The organism is Marinobacter sp. S0848L, from assembly GCF_023016065.1.
In the GTDB taxonomy this organism is placed as follows: Bacteria; Pseudomonadota; Gammaproteobacteria; order Pseudomonadales; family Oleiphilaceae; genus Marinobacter.
This window is the reverse complement of the sequence record NZ_JALKAQ010000014.1, coordinates 1-24,081: the sequence shown is the minus strand read 5'-3', so window position 1 is coordinate 24,081 and position 24,081 is coordinate 1. Positions and strand designations below refer to the sequence as shown.

At 53.2% G+C, this 24,081-nt stretch carries 20 protein-coding genes; 13 read left to right on the top strand and 7 right to left on the bottom strand.

Going from position 1 to position 24,081, the window contains the following annotated elements; translation table 11 throughout:
• Positions 1-6 precede the first annotated feature (6 nt).
• The 3 genes from gspG to gspE all read right to left on the bottom strand — a co-directional run bounded on the left by gspG (position 7) and on the right by gspE (position 3,256).
• Positions 7-459, bottom strand: coding sequence for a type II secretion system major pseudopilin GspG (gene gspG / locus MWU64_RS13970; RefSeq protein ID WP_247064994.1), 453 nt, complete (start codon positions 457-459; stop codon positions 7-9).
• Positions 460-532: 73 nt separating this feature from the next.
• Positions 533-1,744, bottom strand: a complete 1,212-nt coding sequence (gene gspF, locus MWU64_RS13965) for a type II secretion system inner membrane protein GspF (RefSeq protein WP_247064993.1) — start codon at positions 1,742-1,744, stop codon at positions 533-535.
• A 3-nt stretch (positions 1,745-1,747) separates the two neighbouring features.
• Positions 1,748-3,256, bottom strand: a complete 1,509-nt coding sequence (gene gspE / locus MWU64_RS13960) for a type II secretion system ATPase GspE (RefSeq protein WP_281496390.1) — start codon at positions 3,254-3,256, stop codon at positions 1,748-1,750.
• A gap of 205 nt (positions 3,257-3,461) precedes the next feature.
• Here gspE and MWU64_RS13955 point away from each other — a divergent pair, with 205 nt between their 5' ends.
• The 9 genes from MWU64_RS13955 (at position 3,462) to MWU64_RS13915 (ending at position 12,614) form a co-directional block, all read left to right on the top strand.
• Positions 3,462-4,118 carry a type II secretion system protein N gene (locus MWU64_RS13955; RefSeq protein WP_247064992.1) on the top strand — a complete coding sequence of 219 codons (657 nt, stop codon included), beginning with the start codon at positions 3,462-3,464 and terminating at the stop codon, positions 4,116-4,118.
• An 8-nt stretch (positions 4,119-4,126) separates the two neighbouring features.
• Positions 4,127-4,786: a transglutaminase-like cysteine peptidase gene (locus MWU64_RS13950; protein WP_247064991.1), complete on the top strand. Its 660-nt coding sequence runs from the start codon at positions 4,127-4,129 to the stop codon at positions 4,784-4,786.
• Positions 4,787-4,936: 150 nt separating this feature from the next.
• Positions 4,937-6,541, top strand: coding sequence for an FAD-binding oxidoreductase (locus MWU64_RS13945; RefSeq protein ID WP_247064990.1), 1,605 nt, complete (start codon positions 4,937-4,939; stop codon positions 6,539-6,541).
• A 7-nt stretch (positions 6,542-6,548) separates the two neighbouring features.
• Positions 6,549-8,129: a glycerol-3-phosphate dehydrogenase/oxidase gene (locus MWU64_RS13940; RefSeq protein WP_247064989.1), complete on the top strand. Its 1,581-nt coding sequence runs from the start codon at positions 6,549-6,551 to the stop codon at positions 8,127-8,129.
• A gap of 1 nt (position 8,130) precedes the next feature.
• Positions 8,131-9,690, top strand: coding sequence for an FGGY-family carbohydrate kinase (locus MWU64_RS13935; protein WP_247064988.1), 1,560 nt, complete (start codon positions 8,131-8,133; stop codon positions 9,688-9,690).
• Positions 9,691-9,947: 257 nt separating this feature from the next.
• Entirely contained in the window at positions 9,948-10,154 is a 207-nt protein-coding gene (locus MWU64_RS13930) for a cold-shock protein (protein WP_011784828.1), read from the top strand.
• Positions 10,155-10,327: 173 nt separating this feature from the next.
• Entirely contained in the window at positions 10,328-11,188 is an 861-nt protein-coding gene (locus MWU64_RS13925; protein WP_247064987.1) for a PA4780 family RIO1-like protein kinase, read from the top strand.
• 9 nt (positions 11,189-11,197) lie between these two features.
• The gene (locus MWU64_RS13920) at positions 11,198-11,908 is read left to right on the top strand and encodes a DUF3581 family protein (RefSeq protein WP_247064986.1); all 711 of its coding nucleotides are present in this window, start codon (positions 11,198-11,200) and stop codon (positions 11,906-11,908) included.
• Positions 11,909-11,921: 13 nt separating this feature from the next.
• The gene (locus tag MWU64_RS13915; RefSeq protein ID WP_247064985.1) at positions 11,922-12,614 is read left to right on the top strand and encodes a pseudouridine synthase; all 693 of its coding nucleotides are present in this window, start codon (positions 11,922-11,924) and stop codon (positions 12,612-12,614) included.
• Positions 12,615-12,639: 25 nt separating this feature from the next.
• Here MWU64_RS13915 and MWU64_RS13910 read toward each other — a convergent pair whose 3' ends face one another.
• From MWU64_RS13910 to MWU64_RS13895, 4 genes are all read right to left on the bottom strand, one after another.
• The gene (locus tag MWU64_RS13910) at positions 12,640-13,479 is read right to left on the bottom strand and encodes a putative RNA methyltransferase (RefSeq protein WP_247064984.1); all 840 of its coding nucleotides are present in this window, start codon (positions 13,477-13,479) and stop codon (positions 12,640-12,642) included.
• A gap of 27 nt (positions 13,480-13,506) precedes the next feature.
• Positions 13,507-15,474 (bottom strand): diguanylate cyclase, encoded by a 1,968-nt coding sequence (locus MWU64_RS13905; protein WP_247064983.1) that lies wholly within the window; start codon positions 15,472-15,474, stop codon positions 13,507-13,509.
• An 82-nt stretch (positions 15,475-15,556) separates the two neighbouring features.
• A complete protein-coding gene (locus tag MWU64_RS13900; RefSeq protein ID WP_247064982.1) occupies positions 15,557-17,116 on the bottom strand; it encodes a DUF4139 domain-containing protein in 1,560 nt (519 codons plus the stop codon).
• Positions 17,117-17,439: 323 nt separating this feature from the next.
• A complete protein-coding gene (locus tag MWU64_RS13895; protein ID WP_247064981.1) occupies positions 17,440-18,420 on the bottom strand; it encodes a glutathione S-transferase family protein in 981 nt (326 codons plus the stop codon).
• A 216-nt stretch (positions 18,421-18,636) separates the two neighbouring features.
• On the opposite strand from MWU64_RS13895, the gene MWU64_RS13890 reads away from it, so the two are divergent.
• The 4 genes from MWU64_RS13890 (at position 18,637) to MWU64_RS13875 (ending at position 23,827) form a co-directional block, all read left to right on the top strand.
• Positions 18,637-19,563, top strand: coding sequence for a LysR substrate-binding domain-containing protein (locus MWU64_RS13890; RefSeq protein ID WP_247064980.1), 927 nt, complete (start codon positions 18,637-18,639; stop codon positions 19,561-19,563).
• 120 nt (positions 19,564-19,683) lie between these two features.
• Positions 19,684-20,985, top strand: a complete 1,302-nt coding sequence (locus MWU64_RS13885) for a cytochrome c (protein WP_247064979.1) — start codon at positions 19,684-19,686, stop codon at positions 20,983-20,985.
• Between the two features lie 21 nt (positions 20,986-21,006).
• The gene (locus MWU64_RS13880) at positions 21,007-21,510 is read left to right on the top strand and encodes a (2Fe-2S)-binding protein (RefSeq protein ID WP_247064978.1); all 504 of its coding nucleotides are present in this window, start codon (positions 21,007-21,009) and stop codon (positions 21,508-21,510) included.
• Positions 21,503-23,827 carry a molybdopterin cofactor-binding domain-containing protein gene (locus MWU64_RS13875; protein WP_247064977.1) on the top strand — a complete coding sequence of 775 codons (2,325 nt, stop codon included), beginning with the start codon at positions 21,503-21,505 and terminating at the stop codon, positions 23,825-23,827. Before MWU64_RS13880 ends, MWU64_RS13875 begins: the two co-directional genes overlap by 8 nt.
• Positions 23,828-24,081 lie beyond the last annotated feature (254 nt).

Here is a 24,081-nt window from a genome sequence, read left to right as displayed (position 1 = left end):
AGTCAATTACTGCTCGGTATTCCAAACGCTGATGTCGGCGGCATCGCCATCACCGCCTTCCTGGCCGTCAGAGCCGTAAGAATACAGATCGTAGGGACCTTCAGTTCCGGGGCTAACGTACTGGTATTCATTATTCCAGGGGTCTTCAGGAACAGATTTCAGGTAACCGTCAGGGTTCCAGTTCTTGGGCTCGGGGCTGCCGCTCGGCTTGCGCACCAGTGCTTCGAGTCCTTGCTGGGTGGATGGGTAATGACTGTTATCAAGACGATACAAATCCAGTGCGTTGGCAATGTTGCTTAATTGGGTTTCGGCAACGGTTACTTTCGCCTGATCACTCCGCCCCATAATGTTGGGCGCCACAATAGCGACCAAAAGGCCCAGTATGACCATCACGACCATGATCTCGATCAGCGTGAAGCCTTTTGCTGTGGTTGGTTTGCGGTTCAGTTTGTTGCTCATAATGTCACTCGTCATTTAATCGTGGTTCTTAATGTTAAATCGTTCGGAATGTCTGATAGTGAGTGGGCGCTGGTTAGCCCACCAGATTACTCATATTCAGAATCGGCAGCATGATCGCAAGGACAATAATCAATACCACCACGCCCATGATCAACAACATCATGGGTTCAAACAGGCCAACAATCGCGGCGATCTTGGATTGCAGCGTGTTTTCCTGCATTCGTGCCGTTCGCTCCAGCATGCTGTCCAGTTCACCACTGGATTCTCCGCTTGCAATCATATGCAGCATCATCGGGGGAAAATAGCCGGTTTGATCCAAAGCACGATGCAACGAACCACCCTCGCTTACCTTGCGAGCCGCTTCCCGTAATTCTTGTCGAAGAAAATCGTTCGATAATACTTCTCCAGCAATACGCATGGCCTCAACCAGAGGCACGCCACTGGTGGTCAAGATACTGAGCGTACTGGCGTACCGCGCGGTGTTCACGCCACGCACCATACCGGAAAACATCGGTAAATGAAGAAGTTGCTTATGAAACCTCAACCTAAATCTCGGTTTTGTTAAGGCAACGCGGAACCCGATGATCCCAATCACCAGAAGTATTAGAAGATAGACACCAAAACTGCCCAAAAAATCCGACACGGCCAGCATGGCCATCGTCAGCCCGGGCAGATCCTGGCCCTGCTTAAGGAACACTTCGATGATATCTGGCACCACGTAGGTCAGTAGGAAGACCACAATGGAAATAGCAACGATACTGAGAATGATCGGATAAATTGCCGCAAGCTGGATTTTCTGCCGAGCTTCCTGGCGGCTTTCGGTGTAATCCGCCAACCTATTCAGCACAAGATCCAGATGCCCTGCATGCTCACCGGCTGCAACGGTCGAACGATACAGACGCGGGAACGCTTTAGGAAACTCCCCGAAGCTATCCGCCAGCGTATAACCTTCCATCACCTTGGAGCGAATCGCAATTAACATGCCCCGAATGCGAGGTTTCGCGGTTTGTTGCGCAGTCGCGCTCAGTGCCTGCTCGATGGGAATGCCAGATTGAATTAACGTCGCCAGCTGGCGGGTTACCAACGCCAGATCCGAGGCCGACAAAGAGCCGCGGCTGCTTAGTGGATTATTTCGCGCTTGTTTTTCAACCGCCGGTTGCACCGACAAAGGCGTCAGTCCTTTCTCCCGCAATTGTTGCCGAACAGCCCTCGCTGCATCCGCTTCGACAACGCCATGCTTTTGCTTGCCCCTCGGGTCCAGCGCTTTAAACTCATATGCTGGCATGGGTTATTTGCTCCGGTGGGTAACGCGCAGTACTTCTTCCACGGTGGTCACGCCATCGAGAATTTTCTGAACGCCGTCGGCGTGAATACTGGGGCTGAGTTTCCGCGCTTCGTGCTCAAGCTCGAGCTCCCCTGCCCGCTTGTGAATCTGGGCTCCCAGGGCTTCGGTTACCTCGACAACCTCGTAGATACCCACCCGACCGCGATACCCCAACTGGTTGCAGTGTTCGCATCCTTTAGCACGGAAGATGGTGGGGGGATTGGCCGGGTCCTGCTGCAGGAACTCGCAGTGTTCTTCCGTCGGAATGTAAGGTTCGCGACATTGGTCGCACAATACGCGCACCAGGCGCTGGGCAACGATGCCCACCAAACTGGAAGAAATCAGGAAGGGCTCAATGCCCATATCCATCAAACGGGTAATCGCACCAACGGCCGTGTTGGTGTGCAAGGTGGACAGAACCAGGTGGCCGGTCAAACTCGCCTGCACTGCAATTTCCGCGGTTTCCAAATCCCGGATCTCACCAATCATCACCACATCAGGGTCTTGGCGAAGAATGGCCCGCAAGCCCCGGGCAAACGTCATATCAACCTTCTGGTTTACCTGGGTTTGGCCAATGCCCGGCAAGTTGTACTCGATGGGGTCTTCAACCGTGAGAATATTTCGGCTGCGGTCGTTAATTTCCTGCAAGCCCGCATACAGCGACGTGGACTTACCCGAGCCGGTAGGCCCGGTGACCAATAGAATTCCGTAAGGGCGATGTATCAGCTTGCGCAGCGTTTTCAGGTCGTTTTCGCCCATACCTAAAGACTCAAGGCGAATGGCTCCAGCTTGCTTGTCGAGTAATCGCAACACCACTCGCTCGCCGCTTGAGGAAGGCATAGTCGACACTCGAATATCCACCTCTCTGCCGGCAACCCGCAATGCAATTCGGCCGTCCTGCGGAATTCGTTTCTCGGCAATATCGAGCTTGGCCATAACCTTAATGCGCGACACCAGCAACGGTGCCAGCGCGCGCTTGGGCTGAACGACTTCACGCAGCACGCCATCAATGCGGAAACGAACGACCAGCTGTTTCTCGTAGGTTTCGATGTGAACGTCCGAGGCGCTGGTTTTAACCGCTTCGGTCAAAATCGCGTTGATCAAACGAATGATTGGAGCGTCGTCTTCCTGTTCCAGAAGGTCTTCCGTTTCCGGCACAGAATCGGCCAGCGAGGCCAGGTCCATGTCATCACCGATACCCTCGACCATTTGCATCGCTTCAGCGGAATCGTTCTGGTAGGCAGCATTAAGGGCTTCGTCGAATCGGCTGGGCTCGATAGTCGAAAAGCGGGCACGCCCACCGCTCACCCGATTGGCCTCGGCAAGCGCGGTGTGGGAAGCGCCAGGCCGAACAAGAATCACCGGCTCACCTTGTTCGTTCCGGGTAAGGATTACGCCGTTACGCTTGGCAAAGGTGAACGGGAGTCTGCCCAGCGGCGAATCTTGCGGCTGAATTTCGGTTTCGGTGATCAACTTTCCCTCGTTAAATCCGTCTGTTCACTGGTTTTTGTTATAGGGCCAGTGTTACCCCAACCTGTCATATTGTCAGCATTCAAAAAGGCTACCACAGGAATGGGAACCACTAAACAACTCTGTACACTATACTGCCACTAATTAAGTTCAGTCTGATAACCTGTGGGCTTTTTAAAGTTCACGCCAATCGTGTTCAGGAATGCTGATGCTAGCCACACCGAAACAGATCTCACTTATTCTCACTATTGCTGTTGCGCTGGCCATGGTTGGCATTACCGCTTTGCAGGGCTATCAATTCTGGCAGTCCGAGCAACAGGCATCGATACCTGAGCCAAGCCAGGCAATCGACTCTGCCAACAAGTCGAAAGACAACGTTCCGCAGGTGGATTTGGCCAGCCTTGCCATGTTCGGGAGCCCGTCCGACAGCGCCGAATCACCGAGCGAAAACACCGAAAATCTGCCAGAAACCAATCTAAGACTCTTCCTAAGGGGCGTTTTGGCTGCCGACGGAGAATTTCCGGGCAGCGCATTGATCGAAGATGATAAGGGTAATACCGAAGCCTATCTGGTTGGCAAGCCACTTCCCGGCAATGCAACCCTTCGAACCGTGTTTCCGAACCGGGTGATCATTGAACGCCAAGGCAAGCTTGAAAACCTGTACTTCCCCGAGAACGAAAAAACTACGGGTGTGTTCATGGCTGGCACCGAACCAAACCAACGAACCACGTCACCGCCCACCCAACGGCAAGCACAAACGCAACAAAACTCACCTGACCCACAATCAACCAGCCAGCAACAACGGCGTGAAGAAATCCGAAAACGCCTTGAGCAATTACGTCAACGGCTCCGGAATAATAACTGAGGCTCACCATGGAAACGGCCGCCCTCTTTCGCCCCCGCCGTTCCCTCATCCTGCCTTTACTGTTAGCAGTGGCCTTCGCGAGTGCGCTAGAGCTCAGCGACCAGCTGATGAACTACGTACTCAAGGATTTTGGACAAGAAGCCCACCAACGTCTGGAAAACTGGCAACGACTGCACGCTCTTGCATCCAATGCGCCCGTGGATCGTCAGCTTAAACTGGTAAACTCATTCTTCAACAGGGTTCGGTTCATCAGTGATATTCGGCATTGGGGCGAAGAAGACTATTGGGCAACCCCCATAGAACTACTCACAACGAACGGCGGCGACTGCGAAGATTTTTCGATCGCCAAGTATCTGACCTTACGTGCCATGGGCGTGCCTGATGAGCAGCTTCGAATCGTCTACGTTAAAGCCTTGGAGTTGAATCAAGCGCACATGGTGCTTGCGTGGTACGAAACGCCGAGCTCGGATCCTTTAGTACTCGATAATCTTATAAATGAGATGAAGCCTGCGAGCCAACGCACTGATTTAGAACCCGTTTACAGCTTTAATGGCGACGGCCTTTGGCTCAATAAAGAATCCGGAAACAGATCCCGAATTGGCGACGCCAAAAAACTCGAACGCTGGCAAGATCTGAACGAACGACTGAACAGTGCTTTAGCCCCCTGAACCATCTTTTTACGCCATCTGTCGCAAAATGACAGTCCCCTTTTACGCCATCTGTCGCAAAATGACAGTCCCCTTGTCGCACACCGACACACACATTTACCCACCACTCTATAGAATGCCGCTAACTTACAAATAATGGAGTAGGCATACATGCGACGCTGGAACGGTTGGGGTGATGATAAATTTAACCTGGATATCCCGGAGGGTGGTCAGGATTTTCTGGCTGAACGTATCGGGCAGGCCAGCGCACTGAGCGATTGCACGCTGGAAGAAGTGTGCGCCAAAGTTCCTGATTCCCGCCTACCGTCTGTGGATGGTTTGAGCGATCTTATTGATACCAGTGCCGAAACCCGAGTACGTCATGCCCGCGGCCAAAGCCTGCCGGATTGGCTGGCAATGCGCAGCGGAGAAATTGGCCTTTTCCCGGATGGCGTCGCCCTGCCCAGCACTAACTCCGAGGTGCAGAAACTGCTCAAGTATGTTCAAGAGCACGATGTTCACCTGATTCCCTACGGAGGCGGCACCAGCGTGGCCGGACACATCAACCCCGTTGACCAGGGCAAGCCTGTGCTTACGGTCAGCCTCGCCAATATGAACCACCTGATTGACCTAGATCGCGAAAGCCAGTTGGCCACTTTCGGTGCAGGAACCCCGGGCCCGCTGGTTGAATCGCAACTTCGCGCACACGGATACACGTTGGGGCATTTCCCACAGTCTTTCGAGCTATCCACGATTGGAGGCTGGGTTGCTTCCCGCTCCAGTGGCCAACAGTCACTGCGTTACGGCCGCATCGAGCAGCTATTCGCGGGTGGTCGCATTGAAACACTTCAGGGAACACTGGAAATTCCGACCATTCCTGCCTCGAGCGCTGGCCCCGATATTCGTGAAATGATATTGGGTTCGGAAGGCCGCCTCGGTTTGATAACCGAAGTAAAAGCCCGTGTTACTCGTTTGCCGGAACACGAGCGCTTCCATGTTGTGTTCTTTCCGAATTGGGACAAAGCCCGGACAGCGGCACGAGCGTTAGTTCAGAACCGCATTCAGCTGTCCATGCTGCGTCTTAGCAACGCCATTGAAACCGAAACCCAGCTTGCGTTGGCCGGGCACCCGGGCCTGATCAGCCTTTTGGAGAAGTTCTTGTCACTTCGTGGCGCAGACGACGGCAAATGCATGATGACCTTTGGTGTGACCGGCTCCAAAGATCAGGCTTCGGCAAGTCTGAAGCAGGCCCGCAAGGTGTGTAAGGAACACGACGGCGTGTACACCGGTACCAAACTGGGCTCTAAGTGGGCTGAAAAGCGCTTTACCATGCCGTACCTTCGCGAAGCGCTCTGGCAGATGGGCTACGCCGTGGATACGCTGGAAACAGCAACGGATTGGGACAACGTTGATAGCTTGTTGGAAAAGATGGAAACCAGCTTGCGTACCGGCCTTGAGGATAAGCAAGAGAAGTGTCACGTCTTTACCCACCTGTCTCATTTTTACAGCCAGGGCTGTTCAATCTACACCACTTACGTGTTCCGGGTTGCCGACACCTACGCCGAGACCCTTGAGCGCTGGAAGCACCTAAAAAACACCACGTCTGAAATCATCGTTCGTAACGGCGGCACCATCAGCCACCAGCACGGCGTTGGTAAAGACCACGCGCCCTTCATGCCAGTAGAGAAAGGTGAGCTGGGAATGCAAGCTATCCGGGCACTGACGACCAGCTTCGACCCGGATAAACGCCTGAACCCGACCACGCTACTGGATTGATGGGAAGATGGCTAAGACGCGGCAGGAAGTTCTGACAGAACTGAGTAGCAACGCTCGATTTGATGTGGTCATCGTCGGCGGCGGTATTACCGGAGCAGGTGCTGCCCGGGAGGCTGCAGGCAGCGGCTTACGTACGCTTTTGGTAGAGCAGAAAGACTTTGCCTGGGGGACCTCTAGTCGATCCTCAAAAATGGTACATGGCGGCCTTCGCTACCTTGGCAGCGGCCACATCGGGCTAACCCGTCAAGCAGTGCGCGAACGCCAGCGCATGATGGAAGAAGCGCCCGGGCTGGTTGAGCCCCTGCCATTCCTGATGCCTCATTTCAAAGGCAAATTTCCGGGGCCACGCATTTTTCAGGTTCTGCTGGCTGTGTATGACAAGCTTGCGGGTGTTCAAACACGAGAAAAATTTACTCCCGGCGAAACCCTCCAATGGGTACCAGGGCTCACCCAGAGCAACCTCATTGCGACCAGCCGCTTTACCGATGCCCTAACCGACGACGCGCGTTTGGTGCAACGCTTGATCTCCGAGGCGCAAGCCGATGGCGCGACATGCCTGAATTATGTAGCGGCGTCAGCGATTACGCGCGATGGAAATGGCGATGTCAGCGGCATCGAGGTAACGCCAGAAGGCGAAAATGCCATTCATATCCGCACCAAACGTGTGATCAATGCAACGGGCGCGTGGGCCGACAGGCTTCAGAAGCAGGGCCCCCATGACGCGCCGCTGCATATACGGCCATTGCGAGGCAGTCATCTGGTGCTGCCCTGGCAACGGCTTCCGGTAACCTGCGCCGTATCACTTCTTCACCCGGAAGACGGGCGCCCGGTTTTTGCCTTCCCTTGGCGTGGCACCACCGTTTTGGGCACCACCGATCTCGACCACAGAGCCGATCTGAATCTCGAGCCCAGCATCACCCCAGAGGAAGTGAGTTATCTGTTAGAGGTATCCTCCAAGCTCTTCCCAGCCTCGTCGGTTAAAGCTCAAGACGTTCTATCAAGCTGGGCGGGTGTACGCCCCGTCGTCACCAGTGGCGAAGGCAAATCCCCTTCCAAAGAAAACCGCGAGCATGCCCTTCGAAGCGACAAAGGCTTGGTCAGCGTTGCGGGTGGAAAGCTCACAACCTTCCGGCAAATTGCCCGCGAATCTTTGGTGGCGGTTTTTGACGGCGATGATTCCGTCTTAAGAGACGAGCGCGCCTTAGTGTTTTCTGCCTCAGCTGAAACCCCCTCGATCACCCTGTCCAACAAGCTGATGCTTAAACGGCTTAAGGGCTATTACGGGAGACATCTGTCTACCCTGCTGGCGGGGAAATCGCACGACTATGTGGCCGGCACAACCACCTTGTGGGCCGAATTAGAATGGGCCTGCAGTCAGGAGCAAGTTATCCATCTGGACGACTTATTGCTTCGCCGAACCCGGCTGGGTTTGGTGTTGCCGAATGGCGCTGAAGCGCTTTTGCCCGAGCTTCGCGACCTGTGTCTCTCCCTCCTTGGCTGGAGCGAGGCCCAATGGCAAGCCGAAGTTGCACGCTACCTGACGCTGTATCGTCAGTCATACAGCTTACCCGCTATTGGAGGTGCATGAGATGGCTGACGATTCACTGATACTCGCCATCGACAACGGCACTCAAAGCGTTCGGGCACTGCTGTTCGATAAACACGGCAATCTGGTCGGCAAAGGCAAGCAAGAGATAGAGCCCTATTTCTCCGAACAGCCCGGCTGGGCGGAGCAGCATCCCGAATACTTTTGGCAGAACTTGGGTTTAGCATGTCAGGCCCTTTGGCGTACCACCGACGCAAAGCCCGAGCAGGTTCTGGGCGTTACCGTCACGACCCAACGCGGCACCGTTATCAATTTGGATAAACAAGGTAAGCCGCTCCGCCCGGCTATTATCTGGCTGGACCAACGCCACGCCAACGTAGACGGCCCTGTGAAAGGTCTTTGGGGTGCCGTGTTCAAGCTGATCGGAGCCGAAGAGCCCATCAAACGGTTTCGGGAGAAAACACAAGCCAACTGGATCATTCAAAACCAACCCGACGTTTGGGAACAAACCCACAAATACCTGCTGCTTTCAGGGTATTTGAATTATCGACTCACGGGTGAGTACCGAGATTCCACCGGCAGTCAGGTCGGCTATTTGCCGTTTGATTACAAAAGACACCGCTGGGCGGGCCGGCACGATTTCAAATGGCAAATCACACCGATTAAACGGAGCATGCTGCCGGACTTGGTCGAACCCGGCGAAAAGCTAGGCGAACTGTTACCGGAAGCTGCACAACACATGGGTTTGCCGGTTGGATTGCCCGTCATCGCTGCTGCTTCTGACAAAGCCTGCGAAATTCTCGGGTCGGGTGGTTTGTCGCCAGACACGGCCTGCATGAGCTATGGCACCACCGCGACGATCAACACCACCAACCGAAAATACGTTGAACCTACCCGTTTAATGCCACCCTACCCGTCAGCCCTACCGGGCCATTACTCTTCCGAAGTCATGATTTACCGAGGCTTTTGGATGGTGAGTTGGTTCAAGCAGGAATTTGGTTTGCGTGAACAACGCATCGCCGAGCAAAAAGGCATCGAGGCCGAAGCCCTGTTTGACGAACTGGTCAATTCAGTCCCGCCCGGTTCCATGGGGTTGATGCTGCAACCTTACTGGAGCCCTGGCGTGCGCCAGCCCGGGCCTGAAGCAAAAGGCTCCATCATTGGTTTTGGCGATGTGCATACGCGCGCCCATATTTACCGAGCCATCCTTGAAGGCTTGGCCTACGCGCTGAGGGAAGGCAAAGAACGGTTGGAGAAGCGCAACGGGAAAACCATTAAACGACTGCGGGTTGCGGGGGGGGGGTCTCAAAGTGATGCGGCTATGCAGCTAACGGCAGACATCTTCGGACTTCCCGCCGAGCGGCCACACACGTACGAAACATCCGGCTTAGGGGCAGCGATTGATGCCTCGGTAGGTTTGGGCCTGCACCCGGATTTCAAAACCGCCGTAAACGACATGACGCGAGTGGGTGAGGTTTTCGCTCCGTCCCCCGAAGCGTCTAAGCTGTACGAGAAGCTGTACTCGGAGGTCTATTTGGAAATGTACGACCGCTTACAGCCGTTATATCGCAAAATCCGCAAGATCACCGGGTACCCCAAATAACGTGCCCGTGATGATCCGCACCGCTATGGGTTATTGCCTAGCAAAAAACACTTTGCAAACTCATTCAGTAAGAGTACAGTGACGGTCGTTGGAAAGATTTAGCAAAGCATTCATCAATAAGACGTATCCTGTTGTCATCAGTAGTGCATCGTCCTGTTTTTGATCACGCGAGTTTTTTGTTTCCGCACACCCCGCTGATCGAACGCCACAAAGGCGATTAGACAGCCATTAAAATGATTGAGTTCAGGATTATAGATATGTCTACTGTTACCGGTACTGTTAAGTTTTTCAACGAATCCAAAGGTTTTGGCTTTATTACTCGCGAAGGCGGCCCTGACGTTTTCGTTCACTACAGCGCCATCCAAGGCGGCGGATTCAAGACTCTGGCAGAAGGCCAGCAGGTTGAGTTCACCGTAACTCAGGGCCAGAAAGGTCCTCAGGCGGAAAACGTAGTAGGCCTGTAATTTACAGCCCACTAGCGTTTTAAAAAAGGCAGCTTCGGCTGCCTTTTTGCGTATTTGGCTGCAATTTCTTCTCCCCTGCCGCTGCACATCTCTCCTCAATTGTTAAACTGCTTTATAACGGACACAATCCGACAAGCGTAATCACAACAGAAACCATCGGATAGCATAAACGCATGAAAATACCCAAGCGATTACAGCCCCTTGTCGATGACGGCATGGTGGACGAAGTGCTGTATCAGTTAATGAGCGGGAAAGAAGCTCAAGTGTTCGTGGTACGTTGTGGTGATAGCGTGCGGTGCGCGAAAGTATACAAAGAGGCCAAAAAACGCAGTTTCAAACAAGCCGTTCAATATCAGGAGGGGCGCAAAGTACGAAACAGCCGTCGCGCCCGAGCGATGAGTAAGAAAACCCGTTACGGCCAAAAAGAACAGGAAGATGCGTGGTTGAACGCCGAAGTTGATGCCCTTTACCGTCTTGCCCAAGCCGGGGTGCGTGTACCGGAGCCTTTCGGATTCGTTGACGGTGTACTTCTGATGGAAATGATCTCTGATGAAGACGGCAAAGCCGCTCCACGATTAGACGATGTGGTACTAACACCAGAGCAAGCTAAGGTTTACCATAGCTTGGTTATTTCGGATGTCGTTCGTATGTTGTGTGCCGGTTTGATCCACGGTGATCTGTCAGAGTTTAACGTTCTTGTAGACGCAAAAGGCCCGGTCATTATCGATCTGCCGCAGGCAGTGAACGCCTCAGGAAACAATAATGCCGAACAAATGCTGGAACGCGACATCGACAACATGCGACGGTATTTCGGACGCTTTGCTCCCGAATTATTGAACACAGACTATGGTAAAGAAATCTGGGCGCTTTATGAGGCAGGTGATCTCTACCCGGATACCGAACTTACGGGATGCTTTGAGCACAACACCCAAAGTGCGGATGTGGATGAGCTGATTGAAATCATCGAATCCGCCAAGGAAGAAGAACGGGATCGCCAGGAACGCCTGCAAGCGGCGGAAGCCGGTACTGATTAAAGGAACATTATGTTTTTAGACCGCTTTTACTCTATCGAGAATGAACGCATTATTATCACAGCGCGTCAGGCGAGCCTCTTTGCCAAGGAAATAGCCGAAGACTTTAACCCAATCCACGACGTGGATGCGCGCCGCTTTTGCGTACCGGGTGACCTGTTGTTTGCGATTGTGTTATCACGTTTCGGGCTGTCCAGCTCCATGACGTTCAAATTCCAGAACCTGCTTGGCGCAGAAGTGCCGCTCGAGTTTCGGGAACGGGAAGACGGCACGATAGATGCGTGCGACGATGCGGGTAAAATCTATATTGAAGTGAGCCGCAGCGGCGAACACACCCGTGACGAGAAAACCATCGAAGAATTCATTCGATGCTACGTCTCGACCTCCGGCAAAAACTTCCCTCACACGCTCAAGCCGCTGATGGAATCTCACGGCGTAATGTTCAACCCTGACCGCCCTATGGTGATGTATCAGAGTATGAGCCTGACACTTGAGCAGCTTGATGCCTCTAACCCGGATCTGGAGCTAAGCGGCACAAAGCTGGAGGCCGCCGGGAAACGAGGCAACGTCACGCTGGATTACAGACTGTTGTCAGAAGGCCAGCCCGTTGGCGAGGTTTCCAAACACATTATGCTTGGTGGCCTTCGGGAATACTGCCCGGATGCTATGGAACAGGTCATCGAAGAGTTTTATCGCTTAAAAGCTAAGGGTACTGGCGCTTAATCGCTTACTTCTTATGAAGTTATCCCGCATAGTGAGTAATCAAAACGGCGTTAGCCGCAAACGCGCTAACGCCTTGATTGCTACCGGTCGTGTTTCGGTGAATGGCAAGGTGTGCAGGAACCCGCAGCATGACGTTAGCGAGTTTTGTGGCGTCACCGCAGACGGAGATGTGATTCAACAGGCCCGGCCTTCGTTGTATCTCATGCTCAACAAACCTGTAGGCTATTTGAGCGCCACCTTTGACGATACCCATCCGACCGTACTCGAATTGTTTCCGCCCGACCTTAAGCATGACCTTCATATTGGTGGTCGCCTTGATCGTGCCAGCACCGGGCTATTGATACTGACGAACGACGGCAACTGGTCGCGCCGCCTGACGGAGCCCGAAATCAAAATCCCGAAGGTTTATCTGGTGACCACCGAGCAGCCAATCGCCGAAGAGACTCACCGTCGATTTTCCGAAGGCATCTGGTTCGAATACGAACAGCTGACCACGTCGCCTGCTCAGATTGAAGTGCTTCAAGAGCGAGAAGCTCGAGTAACGATTTACGAAGGTCGCTACCATCAAGTAAAACGCATGTTTCACGCCGTTGGTAACAGAGTTACTTCACTGCATCGAGAACGCATGGGCGAGATACGACTCAACGAGGAATTATCTCCCGGTCAATACCGAACACTCACCGCCGCCGAAATTGCCTCTGTCTGAAGCCTGCCATTGCCCCAGTGAACGTTCAAAGCCGCTCGAAAGTGTGCAAACAAACATCCACAGTCAACGACAAAGATTCCAACGCAGCCGCCCTTGCCCTACCCTCTTGACTCGCCCGGTAGAGGTGGGGCGTCATCGCGAGTAAGTCTGCAATCGCCTCGGCGCCCGCAAGATGTAACGGGAATCGAACATCTTCACTCGCTGTGCGGCGAAAACCTTGGGGTGCGCTGGCAACCTTCTTGGATTCGGCTCGTACCTCCGGATAGATAATCTCTCTGAGCTCGCGTAAATGATCCTGCCCGGCATCGACCTGAATCAGCAGCCCACCCGAACGAAGTACCCGGGCAAACTCTGAATAGACCGGAAAACCGAACAAGCACAGCACTCTGTCTAAGGTATCGGTCCCGACCGGCAAGTTTGCATTACTGCCCACCACCCAGTTAGCGCGCCGATCTTGCTTAGCGCCCGATAACACAGCCCATTTAGAAATATCGAGGCCCAGCTCGGACCATTCGATATCGTCACTGCTCTGCCCAAGCTGGCGGAGGTAATAGCCCTCACCGCAACCCGCATCCAGGCAACTCATGGTTGTCTGGTTAGCGGTGTCCGCCAAGGCCGCCTTTGTGACCGCATCAGCAATCGGCTGGTAGAAACCAGCCTCAAGGAATCGCTGGCGCGCGGCAACCATCGCCTTACTGTCACCCGGATCTTTGGAACGCTTTTTCTGTACGGGAAGCAAATGGACATAGCCTTGTCGAGCGACATCGAACGAGTGTCCATTTTTACACCGCCAGCTCTTTTCCTCTCGACAAAGGGGCATGCTGTCTAACGGGCACGCCAGGTGTTCGAAGGGCACAACACTCATGAATGATTCCCGAATCGAAGATGATGTTTAACGTTGGCTGTCACTGTCAGGCAATGGGTGTTCGTGCACATAAATCTGGTTTTTACCCTTGCGTTTGGCTTCGTACATGGCTTTATCCGCACTCTGCATCAGCCCTTCAAATGTTAAGCCAGCACCCCGTGCTATGGTAATACCAATGCTAACGCCCACACGTGCAACACCCAATGGCAACACCACGGGCTGAGACACGGCCGCAAGAATTTTCTCTGCCACCACCGTTGCGTTTTCCGTAGACGACACATCTGGCAGTAAGACGATAAATTCGTCACCCCCCATTCGAACTACGGTATCTGTTTCACGAACATTGCGTTCCAAGCGTTCGGCGATTTCTTTGAGCAATATGTCGCCGGCATCATGACCGTAGGTATCGTTAACTTGTTTAAAATGGTCAAGATCCAAAAACATCAGCCCGAGATGTCGCGCATGGCGCCCTGATAGCGCAACAGCCAGTTGCATACGGTCCTCCAAAACACGACGATTTGGGAGTCCTGTCAGGCTGTCCTGGAAAGCCAGGCTGTGAATGGCTTCCTGGTACTCTTTGATCTCTGAAAAATCCTGAAACGAGATCACCACACCTTCATCACCGGTATCGCTGGTAAGGGGGGCGGCATTCAGGATCACAGGTATCGTAGAGTTGTCTTTTCGCCGAAACTGTTCGTCTTTACTTCGATAAAGCTGGCGCGTTTTCATAACCTCCATGACGGAACAATTCGGATCATCTTGTTCGTGAACGTGAAAGACTTCATGACCTTGCTTATCAACAAGATCGTGCGCATCCCACCCTAAAATGCGCTCAGCTTCCGGGTTCATGTACGTCAACACGCCATTTTTATTCATCACGATTAGACCGTCACCCAAAACACTGGAGATTTTCCAGAAGCGCTTCGACTGCCGTTCGTTTTCAAGCCGAAGCTCTCGTCGTTTGTGGATCAGGAATTGGGTATAAAAGGAAATAATTAGAGTAAGGAACACGCCAATAATGTAGAAGCTTATCACCCATGAATGGTTCAAAAGGGTAGCAGATGGCAGTGCGGAACTTGGTATGAACGAAACGGCCTTCCAGGTGTATTGCTCGGCAGAGACGCCACCATTTAATGGTTTCAACGGATGGACCGTTTCGTAAACAAAGAGCCCTTTGTCTGTTTCGATCCAGCCATGCTCATCTGACAGAATTCGTTCAAGAGCATCGGGGTAATTAAGGGCGAATATCGATGGAAGACCAAACATAAAACCCCACTCGTCATTCTCGTCCGGCCCGGCAATGACATGCCCCTCTTTATTCAAGAGAAATGCGGGATAAGAGCCCGCCATTCCTGTATCAAAGGTGTTCAACAACGCCTCACCTTCCATGTTCAGAACAACCATCCCTTGATTGCCGGTTGCCTCATCGACAACCCGTGTTCCGAAACGAATCATGGGTTTAAACGGTACCTCGACCTGCCCTGCTTCGACATTCAGATCCAACGGCGAGACGTAAACATCCCCCACTGAAAGGGTGGCCGTTTCGATGGCATAGTACCGTTCACCTTTAAACTGCATGGCGGTATCTTGTCTAATCAAAACGCGTTGATGGGTCTTTTCAGCCCGGACAACCTCCATGCCGTCATGGTCGAGGAAACGCAACTGGCTGTAGTTGCTCTTCTTTTCGAGCTGAACTCGGAAAACCGATTGAAGTGCCTCTTTCCACTCTTCGGTGCGCCCACGGTTAAAACGAACCGCCGCGGGCATACTCGCGATGGAGAGAAGGTCATTCACGGTGTACTCGAAAACCTGCTCAAGCAAACCCACTGTCATTCTGGTTTTAGCTTGCTCCGCCACCTTTAATTCGTCAGTTTGCAGCGTGGCCTGATATTGAAGCGCGCCGTAAACCAACAATGTAAACACGAGTACGCAAGCCAACCCTGTAACCAGTGCTGCTATTACGAATCCTTTTTCCTTTAACAAGGCACTATTCATGCGCAATCGTAAAACCTAATCGTGCGGGGATGATTAAATAATAATTATGGGGTATAACTCGTGAGCCTGCATAAATTGCCACTCACAATCGTGGCAGTGTCGTTCCCTCCGGCACCCTCACCTCGAATCCGGATTTCACGCTGGTTGTTTGTCCCGCAGCGACTTCGCGATCCCAGACCAACACACCCTTCTTATCTTCATAGTTGCGCTGAACAGGTTCGCTGACTTCCAACGGTTTGACGGTTAAAACGTCTTGCTCTGACACTGGAACGCGATCGAACAGTTTGATCTTGACCGGTTTGTCGTGATGATTGGTGATATCAAACCGGTTTTGGCGACGTTGCACGTTCTCGCTTCTCCAAATGCCCTCTTCGCCGGTTTTTTCGAGTTCGTTGACGACTTTCACGGAGACCGCCTGATCGGCACCAAAGCCTAAGGCAATGTCTTCGCCGGGAGAAAGCTCACCAAGATGCCACTGGCCGACACTTTGGCCATCCCTGTACAGAGTGGTTTGCCCTGCCGGTATCGGCACGTCCCCATTGAATACGCCTTTGGCATGAATGTATCCGGTTGGGTCCATCACCGGTGCAGACCACACCGCTACCTCAACAGGCAGAATGTGATCCGCCACTCTGAAGCGTTGTCCGGAGGCATCACTTGGAATCTGAACCGGTTCAGGCAGCCGATAGCTCTGGGTAAACGTGCTGGCTCGCTCAACAACGGCGGAATCGGCCATCAACGAACCAGACCGCATTTCGGCCATCGGCGCATGCGCCTTGGACTGGAATCGCTCAGGCTGACCGGGAGTTACCACCCATGGGTTAACGGGTGGCATGGACGTTCCCTTTCGCGCATTTGCCGTTGCTAGCTGAACCTGAACATCGTCCCAATCGGTACCCGTTGTTTGCTGGACAACCGCCATATGCTCCAGCGTAAGTTCACCACCGGAACCCGCTTCAGTGTCCAAACGCGCATTGTATTCGCTGCGCCAGCGAGCCTCAGATGTCTGGAACCGAAGTTTTATCTGTCCCGAACCACTGTTCGGTGCCCGATAATACACTTTAACGTTCTTGGTTGCTTTGGCGTTTTGGGTAGTTTGGGAAAGCTCGCGCGTAAGCCGATCTTTCAACGCCAGATCTTCTTTCATGCTTTCCCGGATTTGACGTATTTCCGCCAGCGCGGACTGCGTTGTTTCTTTCAGGGCGGCGGCCAGTTCACCTAATTGAGAAGCGGTTACTTCATTGGGTGACTCAGCGGCATGGTTCATCAGAGTGACTTGTTGTTTCCAGGCGCTAATGAGATCTTCCTGCTCCTGTATACGCAGATTTACTTCAGACAACGCCTTTCGTATCCGGCGGGTTTCTTCGGCCACGAACTCTTCACGCTCGGCCCGGCTCACCTGTATCTGTTGCAGCGTCGCCCCCGGAACCCCTTCAAGCATCACCTGCAACGACTGATCTTGCAGGCTCAGTGGAAGGCCTGTTAACTCAATCACGCCTGTTCCCGCACCAAGCTGCTTCGACTCTTTCCACGTTAGCTCAGCATGAGACGGGTACAAAGTAGCCGAAGTAATCTTTGCAAATGCCGCCATCGGAGTCGCCGAGAGGGATATCACTAGTGGCAGCAAGCTCAGTTTGTTCATGTGGTATTCCTTGTGTTCGCAGACAATTGAATCAGGCGTCAACTGTCACCATGAAGAGAGCGCGTTACGCGCCGTTGATAGGATACATTGCTGGAAAGGATAGCAGAATGAGTCTTCTAACGAGGTTAAATAACAGGATTCCGGATTACAAATATACAACCTTTCAGATACTTAACGACAGAACCATATTTGAGGTATACGTTTCTAGGGCGCTAATTCCGCAATAGCCCCCAGCGACAACAAGAGGCTGAATCACACGTTCAGCGGAACACGTGCCAGACCACCAAAAGCCGGGACCCATTTACGTTCTATAAGAATCAATGCTACTCGAATATGTTTCGATTATGGGGCACATCAAAATCAAGCGACGGGCCCACCGGCACCACTCCCGTCGGGTTTATCGTTGCGTGACTGCGATAGTAGTGATCCTTGATATGCTGCATATCTACTGTTTCAGCCACGCCCGGCCACTGATATAGCTCCCGGATGTAATCCGTAAGATTGGGGTAATCTGCAATCTGTTTCAGATTACATTTGAAATGACCGTGATACACGGCATCAAACCGAACCAACGTGGTAAACAAACGCCAGTCAGCTTCGGTGATGGTGCTACCGACCAGATAGCGCTGAGTCGATAACCGCTGCTCCAGAGCATCCAAAGCTTCAAACAACGGGTACACAGCCTGTTCGTAGGCTTCTTGGGTTGTTGCGAAGCCTGCTTTATAGACACCGTTATTTACCTGATCGTACACCTCAGCGTTAATACTATCGATTTCTGCCCGCAGTTCTTCCGGGAAGTAATCCCCCGGCTTTGCGCCAATGCCATCGAACGCAGTATTCAGCATCCGGATAATATCAGCCGACTCGTTGCTGACCAGGCGATTCTGATATTTGTCCCACAATACGGGAACGGTTACCCGGCCCGTGTATTCAGGGTCATCCGCTGTGTAAATCTGGTGCAGGTACTGCGCCTGATGAATTGGGTCTTGCACCACTCCTTCATCCGGATTGAAAGTCCAACCATGCTCACGCATCAACGGGTTAACGACAGACACGGATATCATATCTTCCAGACCCTTCAGTCTGCGAAAAATCAGTGTCCGGTGAGCCCAGGGACAGGCCAATGATACATACAGGTGATAGCGGCCTGATTCGGCTTTGAACCCGGCTTCACCGGTAGGCCCGGCACCGCCGTCGGCGGTTACCCAATTACGAAATTGCGACTCACTTCGGGCAAATCGACCGTTATTCGATTTGGTGTCGTACCACTGATCTACCCACTTACCTTCTACAAGCAGTCCCATGTTTTGCCTCCTGATAATGTGAAAAACTGGGCCGGGATGCGCAGAGCCAAACCCGAAGGGCTATTGTCAGTTTCCAGAATACGCTGAATCAGCGTCTTGCTCATAAGGAATACTACATAAAAGTTCAATTCCTTTGTTCGATTGAATTAATATAATTACTGCCAACTAAAGAAAATAGCGGAACGTTTTGAAACGTATCATCAGGAAAACTGAACTATGATTTCCCCGATCACACTGGATGCGCTACTGACGTTAGACGCCATCGAACGCAGACAAAGTTTTGCGGCCGCAGCCGAGGAGCTATTCCGGGTACCCTCTGCCATCTCGTACACGGTCAACAAACTGGAAGAAGATCTCGGCGTCCCTCTCTTCGATCGAAGCCGGCGTAAAGCGGAACTAACCCCGGTCGGGCGGCTGGTTGTAGAACAAGGCCGGCAAATTCTTAAAGCAACCGACGAATTAACGGCCATGGCCAGACGGGCCGCTGACGGCTGGGAAGTGGAACTGAGAATTGCGATAGACAGCGTTCTGGACTGCGCTCCTTTCTACAAACTCATTGAAGAATTCCAGCATATTCAGCCCAAAACCGAGATCATCCTTACCGAAGAGGTTCTTGGAGGCAGTTGGGATGCTCTAAGTGACGACCGATGTGACTTGGTCATCGGCGCGCCGGGCGCGCCGCCATCCACGGGCTTTTCCATTCATTCGCTGGGCAATGTAGGTTTTGATTTCGCAGTGTCGGCCGGGCACCCTCTGACTAAACTACCCCAACCCATTCCGGCCAGCGCGATTCAAGACTACCCCACCGTCATTGTTGCCGACAGTTCACGGCATTTACCTGCGCGCTCGTCGGGTTTGCTTGATGGCCGAAGCCGGATCATCGTTCCGACCATCGAGCATAAGATCGATGCCCAGTGCAAAGGGCTTGGGGTTGGCTATTTACCGCACCATCGTATTCTTCAGGAACTGGCCGATGGCCGACTGGAGATTCTGGCTCTGGACACACCTCGCCCACCGTCTGAGATTTCAGTGGCCTGGCCTCGCGGCAACACCGGGAAAGGCTTGAAATGGTTTGTCGATCGTCTGAAACAAATGCAGTTTGATCCAGCACACGGAGTTATCACTAAACAAAAGGCAGATTAATATCTGCCAAAGCCCTGCAAGCTCTTCATTTTAAACTACACTTGTTGTTCAGATCCCGTCGCCACTCACCGGCCTGCTGCGTGCCATAGCACGTCATCAGGCCCAGACAGGAGAACAGCGGTGTTTAAAAAAATCCTTGGAGGCCTGCTCGCGTTTGGCGTTCTAGTCTTGGCTATTTTCCTTTTAATTGCCTGGGAATCATCTATAGAGCCGGTTAGTGCTTCCAATTCTGACGCATTCAGCAAAGAACAAATCAATCGCGGCGAAGTGCTGGCAGGCTTGGGCAACTGCGAAACCTGTCATACGACCGACCCAAACAAACCTCTAGCTGGCGGGCGGGCAATGCCCACACCGTTCGGCACCCTCTATTCCACCAATATTACGCCTGACCCGAAAACCGGGATTGGCCAATGGTCAGAAGAAGCGTTTGCCAGAGCCATGCGGGAAGGCGTGGCGCGGTCGGGCTCGCATCTGTTTCCTGCTTTTCCCTATACCCATTTCACCAAAATGTCGGATGACGACATCTCCGATTTATACGCCTACATAATGTCCCAGCCAGCCATTCAGGCGGAGCCGCCTGAAAATACGCTGGAATTCCCCTTTAACATTCGCTTGTTGTTGGCAGGCTGGAAATTGTTGTTTTTTGACGAAGGCCGTTACGAAACCGATACCAGCAAAAGCGATGTGTGGAACCGCGGTGCTTATATCGCGGAAGGCGCGGGTCATTGCAGCGCCTGCCACACACCTCGCAATGCTTTAGGTGCTGAAGACGCTGGGAAGGCATGGGATGGTGCCATCATCAATAATTGGTACGCGCCTGCTTTGAATGCCAGCAACCCCACGCCATCAAGCTGGACCGAAACGGAGGCCTATGAATACCTCCGCAATGGCGGTTCCCGTTTCCACGGCGTGGCTGTCGGCTCCATGGCCGATGTCGTCCATGACGGATTAAAGCAAGCGCCGGATAACGATCTCCGGTCACTCGCCGTCTGGCTAAGTGATCTCGCTCAAGCTTCCGATGAGCAACAAGCCAGCAAACGCTCGGCCAACGCGATCCGTGCTGTTCACAACACCCAAAACCCTTCTGTCATGATGGACGAAGGAGAGCGCCTGTTCACCTACGCCTGCGCCGCCTGTCATTACAACGAAGCTGATAGCCCTAGCGCGCTGCGACCCGACATGGCGTTGAATAGCGCCATTAGTGCACCCACACCGATCAATTTGATTCGTGTCACGCTGAACGGAGTATCCCTGAAAGAAGGGTTGCCGGAGGCAATGATGCCTGGTTTCAGTCAGGCCCTGAGTGACCGCCAAATCACGAGCCTGCTGACGTACCTGAGGGCTACCCACACTGACCAGCCCGCGTGGGAAAACTTAGAGCAACACGTCCGCGATCAGCGTCCACAAACTCAGGCACAGTGAGATAGAAACGGAGCAAGCACGATGGCAACAGAATTCGAACTCAACGGCCAGGCTGTGACGGTTGATATTGAAAGCGACACTCCCCTGCTCTGGGCCCTACGGGACGACCTTGATTTGACCGGCACCAAATACGGATGCGGTATTGGCATGTGTGGCGCCTGCACCGTGTTGGTCAATGGCCGTGCGATTCGGTCCTGCATAACGCCCGTGGAAGCGGTATCGGGCGCATCGATCACCACCATTGAAGGACTGCACCCAGAGGGAAACCACCCACTGCAAAAGGCATGGGTTGAAACCCAGACACCCCAATGCGGGTACTGCCAAAGCGGCCAAATCATGCAGGCGGCTGCGATGTTAAAGGACTTCCCTGACCCGACCGACGACCAGATTAACCACGCCATGGGCGGGAACCTGTGTCGATGCATGGCCTATGTACGTATTCGCAAAGCGATAAAAATGGCCGCCGAAGAAATGAACGCCCGCGACAACACCGCACAGGAAACAGGAGCGGCAGCCGATGAGTAAGTTCTATCGTTATCTCAACCAACCTGAAGGTGCCAACACAAAACCTAACCAAGATTCCGATGAAGGCGTACGGGTTAGCCGACGCGGTTTTCTGATTGGTGCTGCGGGTGCGGGGTTTACGCTGGCATTTTTCCGTGCAGGCCTGAGTTTTGCGCAACCCGAAGAGGTGGTTAACGAAGGCACCTTCGAGCCCACCATCTGGTATCACATTGAGCCAGACGGACGCATAGTGGTGAACATTGCCGAGGCCGAAATGGGCCAGCATGTGGGCACCGCCCTTGCCCGTATCGTCGCCGATGAACTGGAAGCGGACTGGTCCATGGTAGAGCTCAATCATGTGGACAGCGATCCAAAATGGGGCCTGATGGTGACCGGTGGCAGTTGGTCGGTGTGGGAAAACTTCACGCCGCTCAGTCAGGCAGGTGCTGCCGGACGCAAAGCCCTCATCGAAGAAGGCGCACGTTTGCTAGACGTGAGACCGGATCAGTGCGAAGCACGCAACAGCCAGGTTATAGCCGGCGACCAATCGATCAGTTACGGGGCCATCGTTAGCCGCGGCGACCTCACCCGAACATACACCGCAGACGACCTTAAGCAGATGCCGATCAAACCGGCAACCCAGCGGCGTCTGATTGGCCGTGAATCCCGGGCCCTGGATATACCCGATAAAACCGACGGTGCCAGCCGTTACGGCCTGGACGCAAAAGTAGAAGGAATGGTTTATGGTCGCCCGCTTATTCCACCCACCCGTTATGGCGCAACCATTAACAGCATTGATGATAGTGACGCCAAATCAGTAAAAGGCTATCAACAAACCATCGTACTGGATGATCCAACAGATACGGTACCCGGCTGGGCCGTGGTGATTGCCGATTCGTTTCACGCCGCGAACAAAGCCGCGGCGAAAGTGAAGGTCGATTGGGCCGCTGGAGATACCGCCGATGTCAGCGAGCAAGACATTCTCGACCATGGTGTGAACCTGATCGAGTCTCTGGACAAAGGCTCCATCATGTTCCCAGACGATGGCGTAGACGAAGCCTTCAACAGCGCTGCTGATGTCTTTGAGCAGGACTACATCACTCACACGGTTCTTCACGTCCAAATGGAACCGGTGAATGCACTGGCTTATGAAAAAGACGGCGTTTGGGAGATTCATACCGGCAATCAATGGCAATCCTTGATTATCCCGGTACTCGCAAAGGCGCTAGGCGTAAAGGAAGACAAGGTAGTTATGCGCACCTATATGTTGGGCGGCGGCTTTGGTCGCCGCCTGAACGGGGACTATGCAGTACCCGCAGCTCTCGCTTCGCAAAAACTGGGTAAACCCGTAAAGTTGGTGTTTACCCGAGAAGATGATACGCGCTTTGACTCTCCTCGCTCCGCCTCTTATCAGCGCATGCGAATGGCGTTCGATCAAAACAGCAAGCCCACGGGCATGGAGCATCACGCCACCGCAGGTTGGCCTACCGAAGTGATGGCCCCCTTCTTTATGCCCAAAGGGGCAAACGATGAACCGTATGATCCTTTCTCCATTCAGGGGGCTGCACATTGGTATTCCGTGGGTCCTCACCGCGTGCGCGCCATTTCCAACGACCTTGCCAATGCAACCTTCCGTCCGGGCTGGCTAAGGTCAGTCGGATCTGGATGGGTTAATTTCGCCCTGGAATCCTTTATGGACGAAGCCGCTCGCCATGCTAAGAAAGACCCCATCGAATTCCGGCTGGAACTGCTCAAAGCCGAGGGTAAAAACGCCGGTGAAGCACCTAACTCGGTCGGCGGGGCGTCTCGCCAAGCTAACGTTTTGCGGCGTGTTCGCGAACTTTCTGGCTGGGGGCAAGATCTCCCCGAAGATACGGGCTTAGGCGTCGCCACGTCTTACGGCCAAGAGCGCAATATGCCTACATGGACGGCCTGCGTAGCCAGAGTCCACGTGAACCGCGATACCGGTCACGTGAAACTTGAAAAGCTGACACTGGTAACCGATGCAGGCACGGTCGTTCACCCCGATGGTGCCCGGGCACAAGTTGAAGGCGCGGCATTATGGGGCGCAAGCATGGCGCTCCACGAAGGAACCCGGTATGAGAAAGGTGAGCCCGTTGACAGAAATCTGGACACCTACACACCGATGCGAATCAGAGATATACCCGAGATGGAGCTTGAGTTTGTCGAAAGCACCGAAGTCCCCGTCGGCTTGGGTGAGCCAGCAACAACGGTAACAGGCCCTGCAATCGCCAATGCAATCCACTCGGCGATTGGTGTACGAATTCGAGAAATTCCGATTACACCCACAGCCGTACTTAACGCATTACAAACTTAAAATCGGCCCTTGAAACGATACACTCATAATGCCAATAGCATTTAAACGGATAAGGTTGCTCTGTGCTTGTGTATTCGCCCTATGCGTCGGCAAACTAAGGTCGGAAGGATTTTGCAGAAAAATATGATACTCAACAAATTAAAAAACCCCAGCCTCTTTCGAAGCTGGGGTTTTCGGTATTAGGCGTCTGACGATGACCTACTCTCACATGGGCAAGTGCCACACTACCATCGGCGCAGGCTTGTTTCACTTCT